The sequence below is a fragment of the Dorea sp. 210702-DFI.3.17 genome (assembly GCF_020560825.1).
In the GTDB taxonomy this organism is placed as follows: domain Bacteria; phylum Bacillota; class Clostridia; order Lachnospirales; family Lachnospiraceae; genus Dorea; species Dorea formicigenerans.
Genome location: NZ_JAJCNB010000019.1, coordinates 39494 through 49726, shown reverse-complemented (window position 1 = coordinate 49726; position 10233 = coordinate 39494). Strand labels below are relative to the sequence as shown.

Below are 10233 nucleotides of genomic sequence, written 5' to 3'. Positions count from 1 at the left end.
ATTATTTTGTATGCTATAGTGGAAAGATAAAAACATCTGGATATCAGACAATCACCGAAAGTAATGCTAATGGATTAGTAGAAGCAGGAATCTATTACTTTGGCGAAGACGGAAAAATGCAGATTACGACTCCGAAAGATGATACGACGGGAATTGTAAATGAAAACGGAACGCTTTGCTATAAGAAAAATGGTGTAGTACAGAAAAATAGTGGTCTTATCAAATATGAAGGAGCTTATTATTTTGTATGCTATAGTGGAAAGATAAAAACATCTGGATATCAGACAATCACTGAAAGTAATGCTAACGGATTAGTAGAAGCAGGAATCTATTACTTTGGCGAAGACGGAAAGATGGTTGCATCGAAGGATGAGCAATCTGCAGATAACAAGTCTGTATCAGAAGAGAATACCGTCGATAAAGAGAGCAGTGTTGAAAAAGAAGAATCTACAGCTAAAGAAGAATCTACAGCTAAAGAAGAACCTATAGCTAAAGAAGAACCTATTATTGAGGAAAATGGTACACTCTATTATAAAGTTGATGGGGAAATCCAGAAAGACTGTGGCATAATAAAAATAGGAGAAGATTTTTATTATGTATGTTATGACGGAAGGATAAAGGCAGACGGCTATATAACTGTTACTGAAGAAAAATCAAATGGCATAATCGAGGTAGGAACCTATTACTTTGATGAGACAGGTAAGTTGAAAAATTTAGAAGAAACTTCTGATATAACAACGTCAATTGAAGAAAATGACGGTAAGTTATTTTATAAAGAAAATGGAGAAGTTCAAAGTAATAAAGGTCTTGTAAAGGTAGAGAACAATTTGTATTATGTCATGGAGGATGGAACTGTAGCAAGAGATACAGATGTTGAATTAGTAAAAGAAAAAGCAAATTCTATCGTACCAGAAGGAATATATCATTTTGATAAGGATGGAAAAATAATAATTCCAGATGATACAGTTCAATAAAATTAATTGAATCTACATGAATATTATGCGCCCCGTAAGGGGCGTAGCTGCATATTATCAAAACCTCCACGTGGTTTGCGGCGGGCAACAAAGAAGGCTGTTGGCTAATTTGATAAATTTAGACTATATAAATTATATTCTGCAAGAAAGGAAATATTTGTAGATATAGGAGCAAAAATGATGGAAAGCAGGAAGAAGCGATTAATTTTAAATACGTGTTCTTCACTTATTTTTCAAGTGATAACAATAGTTTGCGGTTTTATTTTACCGCGTCTTATTTTAGAAGCGTTTGGTTCAGCAGTGAATGGATTGGTCAATTCGATTACACAATTTTTAGCAATTATTTCATTTTTAGAATTGGGAGTAGGGGCTGTGATTCAATCATCTTTGTATAAGCCACTTTCTAAAAAAGATGATGTTCAAATTAGTAAAGTTGTTGTATCAGGACAAAAGTTTTTTTCGAGACTGGCAAAGATTTTATTAATTTATGTAATTTTATTGATGGGGATTTACCCATTAGTTGTACATCAAAATTTTGGATTTATATATACATCTACTATGATTGCGGTTATAAGTATTAGTTCCTTTGCACAATATTATTTTGGAATTATAAATAGACTTTTGCTTACTGCAGATCAAAGAGGATATATATCTTATACTGCGCAATCGATAACATTAATTGCTAACACAATAGCATGTTTTGTATTAATAAAAATAGGAGCAGGAATACATATTGTAAAGTTATCGACTTCGTTGATATATGCACTGAGACCATTAATTATAGCTATTTATGTTAAAAAAAACTACAAATTAGATTGGAAAATACAATATGAAGGAGAACCAATAAAGCAGAAATGGAATGGGGTGGCTCAGCATATTTCAGCAGTTGTTTTGGATGGAACAGATAATATTGTATTGACAATATTTTCTAATTTAAAAGATGTTTCAGTATATTCAGTGTATAATATCGTAACAGCCGGGGTAAAACAATTGATGCTGTCTATGACAAATGGTATTCAAGCGTTGATAGGAGAGTTATGGGCAAAACAGGAAATTAATAAGTTAAGAGAATTTTTTGGTTGGGTAGAATGGAGCATACATACATGTACGGTATTTGTGTTCGGAATAACATCCATAATGATTATTCCTTTTGTAGAGATATATACAAAAGGAATATCGGATGTAAATTATATTCAGCCAGTATTTGCAATGTTAATTGTCATAGCTAATGCAGGACATTGTTTAAGACTGCCATATAACGTAATGATCCTTGCTGGCGGACATTACAAACAGACACAAATGAATTATGTTATTACGGCAACTATTAATGTAATAATATCTGTTCTATCAGTCAAAATTTGGGGATTAATTGGTGTTGCAATAGGGACAGTAATAGCGATGTTTTATCAAACTATTTGGATGGCGTGGTATGATTCGCGAAATTTAATTTGTTGGCCGTTTATAAAATTTTTAAAACAAATATTAGTTGATGTAATAATAATTCTAATATTGTATTCATGTATAAAAATACCTATATTAAAAAAATGGTTAGAGATAAAAAAATTGTCGTATTATTTTTGGGTAATACAAGCAATAAAAGTTACAGTGATAGCTGCTTTAATCTGTATAATTGTTAATACTATTTTTTATTTTTCGTATATGAAATATATTGGAAAATATTGGATTGGTAATATGTTGAGGAATGGTAAAGGAGAATGATGATTACAGGTAAACAAGAATTATGGTTAATATATGAAAGTTCACAATATTGCAAATGCTGTAGTGATTTAAAACATAATAGAAGAAAATATAGCCATTGCAAGGCGTTCAAAAAATCATGGATGCTTAGGATGGAAGGAAAAGAAATATAAATTTTATTTAGAGTAAGCATACATTGAGAGTTTACATTTTTGCGAGCCAATAACTATATTGAAAAGGGTAAATAATATGGAGAGTTTAGTAGAAAAAGACAAAAAAAGATATAGGGATTTAAAAGAAATGCCTAAGTTTCAGATATTCATGAGAAAAGGACAAGAAGCAAAAAATTTAATAGTAAAATTTTTGTATAAATGTTTATATGTTTATTATAGAAATAAATCATTTATTGAAATTCCGATGGATATAAATATCGGGGGGGCTATATATAGGGCATCCATATTGTATAACGATAAATCCCCAAGTTAGTATAGGAAAAAATTGTAATATTCATAAAGGTGTAACAATCGGACAAGAGAATAGAGGTTCTAGAAAAGGAGTGCCAGTAGTTGGAAATGAAGTATGGATTGGCATAAATGCAACACTGGTAGGAGCTATTCATATAGGAAATGATGTATTAATTGCTCCAAATTCATATGTGAATTGTGATGTGCCTGATCATTCAATAGTTTTAGGAAATCCATGTATTATAAAGCGAAAGAAAAATGCAACAGAAGGGTATATTAATAATAAAATTGAATAATAATAGTTAATCCTAGATTATTCACGGCACAGCCGTGAAACTGGCTGAAAGCCACATTGTTACAGTATTTTAACTGAATATTGCTTTTCACTTATCAAGTGAATGAAAAAGAGCTACCATTTAAAGAGTATTATGGTGAAGAATATGTATATACGCAAACAGCTCAATATGGGATTTTGCCACATTACTCGTCGCTCCCTAATGGAATCAAAATCTCTATAGAGTATGCGTATAAGAAGAATAAAATTAAAGCTGTGGCTTGTACATCGACTTTAGCACAAGGCGTAAATATTCCAATAAAATATCTTTTGATTACAGGAACTAATTTTTCGGCAACCAAGATGTCAGTAAGAAATTTTCAAAATCTTATCGGAAGAACAGGAAGGTCTGGTGTTTATACAGAGGGGAATATCATTATAACAGAAAGCAAGCTTTATGATGATCGCAGAGGAAGAGGATATTACAAATGGAAAGAAACGAAAGGCTTATTTGATGGAGATGCTGTAGAAGCATGTGGGAGTTCAATATTAAATATTGTTAGGGACTATGCGGTGACTTACGAAGTGAAGATACCAGGTTCTGAGATTGTCAATTATATTTGTCAGAATATAACTGATAATAAATGGACAAATAAACTTTTGGATAAGATTTTGGATGAGATAAATGAAACAGATAAGATAAAATACTATAGGCAACAAATTTTTGAACAATTGTGTAGTTATAGAGATTCTATAAATTCAATAGAGAATGAGATGATTTATTTTTTATCATATTATCCATTGACACAAACAGTGAATCTTTTGCATGAGATTTCAAATAAATTGATAGAGAATACGCTGGCGTTTTACTTAGCAAGCAAAGAAGAAAAGATACTGTTAAGAAAACTTTTTGATGCTATTGAGTCAAAAATAGAGGGACAAATAGGAGGTATTCAAAAGTATGTGGGGACCATGATTTCTATGGCGGATGCCGATAATATTATCAGATGGATTGAAGATAATAGCATTAATACAGATATACGAACTACTAAAGAGTTATTGGATTTAATAGAAAATCTTTTTGCAGAAATGTACCCTTCCTTGAATTTGAAAAATGGATTTGCCTTGTCATGGATTCTGGGAAATTCATATGAAAAGATGAGCAAGGAATATGAAATAAAAATCTATGATATTGAGAAGCTGTGCCAGTATAATGTGTCTTATCAAATGAGTTTCTTAGTGGGAAATATAATAGATTTAGTTGATGCTGAATGCGTGAATATAGCTGCACTTAAATTATTACAACAAGCATTACGGTATGGTGTTAATACAAAGACTGCAAAGAATATACAAAAAAGAAAATAAAGGCAGGATAAGTTATGAAAATGAAATGTGTGGAAGTGTACGAGGGATTATACCATAAGGAGCCGTTTGATGTGGCATTTTGCCCTTATCGAATAAGCCCATTAGGAGCGCATATCGATCACCAGTACGGTAAGATCAATGGTCTTGCGATTGATAAAGGAATACATATGGCTTACCATCCGAAGCAGAATGGTATCATTGAATTACAGTCTTTGAATTTTCCGAAGCGTGCGCAGTTTTTTGTAAATGCAGTGCCGGAGGAGAAGCAGGGAGATTGGGCGGATCATCTTCGTGGTGCAGCTAAGATGTTAGGAGAAAAGTATCGGTTGAAGATAGGATTGTCTGGTGTGATTGAAGGGAGTCTTCCGATTGGTGGACTGTCTTCCTCAGCGTCAGTTATTATCTGCTTTTTGTCAGCATTATGTAAGGTGAATGATATTCATCTGGAGCCGATGGAACTTATATTAACTGCAAAGGCAGCGGAGAATCAGTATGTAGGAGTGTCTTGCGGTAAGCTGGATCAGAGCTGTGAAGTGCTTTCTAAAAAGAATCATCTTCTGTATCTGGATACGAAAGATGACAGCTATGAGTTGATCCCGACCAGTCAGAGTATGAAGCCGTATAAGATTGCGATTTTCTTTTCTGGTCTGGAGCGTTCGCTGAAGAATTCAAAATATAACCTGCGTCAGGATGAATGTAAGGCGGCAGCGTATGCGTTGATGGGATATGCTGGCATGGATTATGGAACATTTGCAGATACAAGATTACGTGATGTGCCGTATGAAGTATTCGAGGCTTATAAGGATCATTTGCCAAAGCTATGGCGCAGACGTGCGGAACATTACTACAGCGAATTTGCACGGGCAGAAAAAGGAGCTGAGTTGTGGCGAGAAGGTGATTTGGAAGGTTATGGACAGCTTGTATTTGAAAGTGGAAAGTCTTCTATATACAGTTATGAATGTGGCTGTGATGAACTGAAGAAATTATATGAAATCATGTGGAATACAGATGGCATTTACGGTGGACGTTTCTCAGGGGCAGGATTCAAAGGGTGTTGTATGGCTCTTGTTGATCCGGAAAAGGTAGAAGACATTAAAGCGAAAGTCACAGAAGAATATTTGAAAGCATTTCCAGAGTTAGAAGGAAGATATTCTGCATATGTATGTGAGAGCGCGGATGGAGTGAGACTTTAGTAGATATATATACGCAATTAAAGAAGCGAAGGATAGAATATTGAGCGAGGCAGGAAGTTGTATTACCTGCCTTATTATATATGACAGAATCTGTCAAACAGTTAAGAAAAAGAGAAAAGAAACTTCTTGATATAGAAAAGATATCATATATGTACTATAATGGAACAGTGACAAAAAATGCACATAATGTGTGGGAAAGGTAATATCATGAAAGTTAAAAATGTGTCATTAGAGAATAAAGTGATTTTAGTAACCGGTGCTGCTGGATTTATTGGATCGAATCTTGTTATGGAGCTTTTGCGGGAGGTACATCCGGTACATATTGTAGGAATCGACAATATGAATGAATACTACGATGTGTCTATTAAAGAGTATCGTCTGAACCAGATAGAAGAACTGGTAGGAAAGCAGGAAAGTTCTACTTGGAAATTTATCAAAGGATCTATTGCAGACAAAGCGCTGATCGATCGGATATTTGCAGAGGATAAGCCGGCAGTTGTTGTAAATCTTGCAGCTCAGGCAGGGGTACGCTACTCAATTACAAATCCAGATGTATATATTGAGTCCAATCTGATAGGATTTTATAACATTTTGGAGGCTTGCCGTCATTCTTATGATGACGGAGCTAATGGAGTGGAGCATTTGGTTTATGCTTCATCCTCCTCTGTATATGGAAGTAACAAAAAGGTGCCATATGCGACAGAAGACAAAGTAGACAACCCGGTTTCTTTATATGCAGCTACAAAGAAATCCAATGAGTTGATGGCACATGCATATAGCAAGCTATATAACATCCCGTCGACAGGGCTTCGGTTCTTTACAGTTTACGGACCGGCGGGAAGACCGGATATGGCATATTTCGGATTTACAAATAAACTTCGCGCCGGAGATACGATTCAGATTTTTAACTATGGAAACTGCAAGCGCGATTTTACATATGTAGATGATATTGTAGAGGGAGTAAAGCGCGTAATGCAGGCAGCTCCGGAGAAGAAAAATGGCGAGGATGGGTTACCGATTCCACCTTATGCAGTTTACAATATCGGAAACAGTCATCCGGAAAACTTACTGGAATTCGTAGACATTTTACAACAGGAACTGATCAGCGCAGGCGTACTTCCGGAAGATTATGATTTTGACGCGCACAAAAAATTAGTACCAATGCAGCCGGGAGATGTGCCGGTAACATATGCAGATACCACAGCATTAGAAGAAGACTTTGGATTTAAACCACAGACTAGCCTGCGAGAAGGCTTAAGAAAATTTGCACAGTGGTATGCGGAATTTTATAAATAGGGGGTCAGACCCTCTTAAGATTTTCTTAAAAAGAGGTTGAGTAATATTATGATAGCAATTGTTTTAGCAGCTGGGTATGCTACGAGATTGTACCCGTTGACAGAGAATTTTCCGAAGCCGCTGCTTCCGGTGAATGAGAAGCCGATTTTGAACTGGCTTTTAGATGACTTAGAAGAGCAGGAAGAGATTACGGGATATGTGATTGTAAGTAATCACAAATTTATTGGATATTTTGAAGGTTGGAAAGAGACTTTAAATTATAAAAAGCCGGTAATTCTTGTGGATGATGGTTCTACGGATAATGAGCACAGACTTGGGGCAGTGAAGGATATCCAGGTTGCGCTGGAGGCTGTAAAAGGGAGAAGTGGAGAGAGTTTTCTTGTAATTGCAGGAGATAATCTTTTAGATTTCTCGTTCCGTGAGTTCATTCAGTTTAGCCAGAAAAAGCAGGCGCCGTGTGTGATGTGTCATGAGGAAAATGATTTGAAGCGGCAGCAGAAGACGGCAATTATTGTAAAAGATGCAGATGACAAAATCATTTCTTATGAAGAAAAACCAGAGGTGCCGAAGGGAAATTTGGCAGTGCCGCCATTTTATTGTTATCGAGAAGAAGATGTGGCACGGATCGACGAGGCAATTAAAGCTGGTTGCAGTACAGATGCACCGGGAAGTTTCGCAGCATGGCTCAGCCATCAGACAGATGTCTATGCATGGACGATGAGTGGAAAAAGACATGATATTGGAGACCGTGCCAGCTATGATGCGGTGCAGGAGATTATGAAGAACCAGGCATAGATACATATTACTTGAGAAAAATATGAAAGGTATGTAAAAGGAGAAATAAAAGTCATGAAGATTGCAGTAGCAGGAACAGGATATGTAGGATTATCAATTGCGACATTATTGGCACAGCACAATGAGGTATGGGCAGTAGATATTATCCCGGAAAAGGTGGAATTGATCAATCAGAAGAAGTCACCAATTCAAGATGATTATATTGAAAAATATCTGGCAGAGAAAGATTTAAATCTGACAGCGACATTAGATGCGAAATCAGCATATAAAGATGCAGAATTTGTTGTAATCGCAGCACCGACAAATTACGATTCTAAAAAGAATTTCTTTGATACATCAGCGGTAGAAGCTGTTATTAAATTAGTTATTGAGTATAATCCGGATGCGATTATGGTGATCAAATCTACAATCCCGGTAGGCTATACGGCAAGTATTCGAGAAAAATTTCATTGCGATAATATCATTTTTAGCCCAGAGTTCTTAAGAGAGTCTAAAGCGCTCTATGATAATCTGTATCCATCACGTATCATTGTTGGAACAGATGTGGAGAATGCAAGACTTGTCAAAGCAGCGAATACATTTGCCGGATTATTACAGGAAGGTGCAATAAAAGAAGACATTGATACTCTGATTATGGGATTCACTGAGGCAGAGGCCGTGAAGTTGTTTGCCAATACATATCTGGCACTGCGTGTATCTTACTTTAATGAGCTGGATACTTATGCAGAGATGAAAGGGCTGGATACGAAGCAGATTATTGATGGTGTATGTCTGGATCCACGAATCGGAAGTCATTATAACAATCCGTCTTTCGGTTATGGTGGTTACTGTCTGCCGAAAGATACAAAGCAGCTTTTGGCAAATTATGAGGATGTTCCACAGAACATGATGACTGCAATCGTAGAATCTAACCGAACAAGAAAAGATTACATTGCAGAACATGTGTTAGAGATGACAGGTGCTTATGAGGCTAATGATGATTACGATGCAAGTAAAGAAAAAGAAGTAGTCGTAGGCGTTTATCGTCTTACAATGAAATCTAATTCCGATAACTTCCGTCAGTCATCTATTCAGGGAGTTATGAAGCGTATCAAAGCAAAAGGAGCAACGGTAATTATCTACGAGCCAACACTGGAAAATGGTACAACATTCTTCGGAAGTAAAGTAGTCAATGATCTAGAAGAATTTAAGAAACAAAGCCAGGCAATTGTCGCCAACAGATATGATAGTAGTTTGGACGATGTAAAAGAAAAAGTATACACACGAGATATCTTTAAGAGAGATTAGAGATTGAGTGCAGGGATAAAATAAGAGTAGAGCAAGAGAAAAGAGGCAGAAATTGAAAAAATTCGGTCTCTTTTTGTATATTGAAAGTAAACGGTGAATAGTAGGTACCACGATTTTTGCTAGTTTTCATGAGATAATTACTTTAAAAAATCTAAGGTTTTTTAGAGGGAGGATAATCTCATGGATAAAATAACTCATAAAGTCCGGTGTGAACAATGGACAAATATCATCAAAGAATGTCTTGCTAGCGGAATGCCTAAAACAACCTGGTGTCGAGAGCACGGTATTTCGGACAAATCCTTTTTTTACTGGCAACGAATTCTTCGTGAAGAAGCATACCTTACCACATTAGAGAATACCTTAACGCCTGCTGTCAAAGAGAATTCGTAAACGCTCAATAGCGAGTACAGTAATGACAGATTTGCAGCGAGAGTGTTGATTTATGATAGTGTAAAGCAGAATATAAAGACTAAAGCATAATATACAAAACTGGATAAGGTGGAAGCTGTATAATTTCATTAGTCGGATAAGAAAATATTATGCTGAAACGGATTAAATATGCGCCACAAAATACATTGTTATATTACTGAATGATTTATGAAAGGAAAGATTTAGTGGAACTTATATATTTATACATAAGAAAATATGAAGAGGTTTTTGAAAATGAGGAATTCAATTTCTCTTCAAATTATATGGCTACAATAAAAGATAATTGGTTAAGTGTTGAGAAAAATGTAAATTCAATAAAAAATTACTATGGTAAAAATGTAAATAATGTAGTTATGTTTTTAGGAAAAAATGGTATGGGAAAATCTACATTATTGGATATATTAGGAATGAACCGAGATGACAGAATTGCTGATACATATCATAGAAGGATAATTTAG

Annotated in this window: 11 protein-coding genes; all 11 read left to right on the top strand. The window is 35.3% G+C overall.

Annotation, left to right across the window (positions count from 1 at the left end; all coding sequences use genetic code 11):
• On the top strand, nucleotides 1–974 hold a 974-nt coding region (locus LI149_RS10200), incomplete at its 5' end, for a hypothetical protein (RefSeq protein ID WP_227143316.1).
• A 177-nt stretch (nucleotides 975–1151) separates the two neighbouring features.
• Nucleotides 1152–2693, top strand: a complete 1542-nt coding sequence (locus LI149_RS10195; protein ID WP_227143315.1) for a lipopolysaccharide biosynthesis protein — start codon at nucleotides 1152–1154, stop codon at nucleotides 2691–2693.
• 228 nt (nucleotides 2694–2921) lie between these two features.
• Nucleotides 2922–3158, top strand: coding sequence for a hypothetical protein (locus LI149_RS10190; protein WP_227143314.1), 237 nt, complete (start codon nucleotides 2922–2924; stop codon nucleotides 3156–3158).
• Nucleotides 3159–3228: 70 nt separating this feature from the next.
• Entirely contained in the window at nucleotides 3229–3432 is a 204-nt protein-coding gene (locus tag LI149_RS10185; protein WP_227143313.1) for a hypothetical protein, read from the top strand.
• Between the two features lie 98 nt (nucleotides 3433–3530).
• Nucleotides 3531–4775: a helicase-related protein gene (locus LI149_RS10180; protein WP_227143312.1), complete on the top strand. Its 1245-nt coding sequence runs from the start codon at nucleotides 3531–3533 to the stop codon at nucleotides 4773–4775.
• Between the two features lie 14 nt (nucleotides 4776–4789).
• On the top strand, nucleotides 4790–5968 hold the full coding sequence (locus LI149_RS10175) for a galactokinase family protein (protein WP_227143311.1): 1179 nt from the start codon (nucleotides 4790–4792) through the stop codon (nucleotides 5966–5968).
• Between the two features lie 207 nt (nucleotides 5969–6175).
• Nucleotides 6176–7264 (top strand): NAD-dependent epimerase/dehydratase family protein, encoded by a 1089-nt coding sequence (locus LI149_RS10170; RefSeq protein ID WP_117494893.1) that lies wholly within the window; start codon nucleotides 6176–6178, stop codon nucleotides 7262–7264.
• 48 nt (nucleotides 7265–7312) lie between these two features.
• A complete protein-coding gene (locus tag LI149_RS10165) occupies nucleotides 7313–8059 on the top strand; it encodes a nucleotidyltransferase family protein (protein ID WP_118145579.1) in 747 nt (248 codons plus the stop codon).
• A 54-nt stretch (nucleotides 8060–8113) separates the two neighbouring features.
• Nucleotides 8114–9346 (top strand): nucleotide sugar dehydrogenase, encoded by a 1233-nt coding sequence (locus tag LI149_RS10160; protein ID WP_117614158.1) that lies wholly within the window; start codon nucleotides 8114–8116, stop codon nucleotides 9344–9346.
• Between the two features lie 180 nt (nucleotides 9347–9526).
• Nucleotides 9527–9736 (top strand): transposase, encoded by a 210-nt coding sequence (locus LI149_RS10155; protein WP_227143310.1) that lies wholly within the window; start codon nucleotides 9527–9529, stop codon nucleotides 9734–9736.
• 200 nt (nucleotides 9737–9936) lie between these two features.
• Nucleotides 9937–10233 (top strand): hypothetical protein, encoded by a 297-nt coding sequence (locus tag LI149_RS10150; RefSeq protein WP_227143309.1) that lies wholly within the window; start codon nucleotides 9937–9939, stop codon nucleotides 10231–10233.